Annotated in this window: 1 pseudogene; it reads left to right on the top strand. The window is 56.7% G+C overall.

The features are described from left to right. Positions 1–16: 16 nt before the first annotated feature. Positions 17–240 (top strand): annotated as a pseudogene (locus tag E1297_RS00205) (IS5/IS1182 family transposase); the annotation flags it as partial.

Genomic DNA, 240 nt, shown 5'->3' with positions numbered 1-240 from the left:
CGATACGGAAGGTCACATGATCACTGGTGAGATCTGGCCCGCGAACGTGCAGGACCGGGATGCCGCTGCCGTCACGTTGAAAGGCTTGCGCAAACTGTTTCCCTGGCTTGAGAAGCTCTTCGCCGATACCGGTTACTCAGGCGACAAGCTCCAGTTGGCCCTTGTCGGAGAAGCGGCGTCACAGCTTGAAATTGTCAAACGCCCAAAAGATGCGAAGGGGTTCATTCTACTTCCCCGCAG

Source organism: Roseibium sp. RKSG952 (assembly GCF_009711355.1).
Note: the sequence above shows the minus strand (reverse complement) of the source record. Positions and strands in the feature narration are given on the sequence as shown.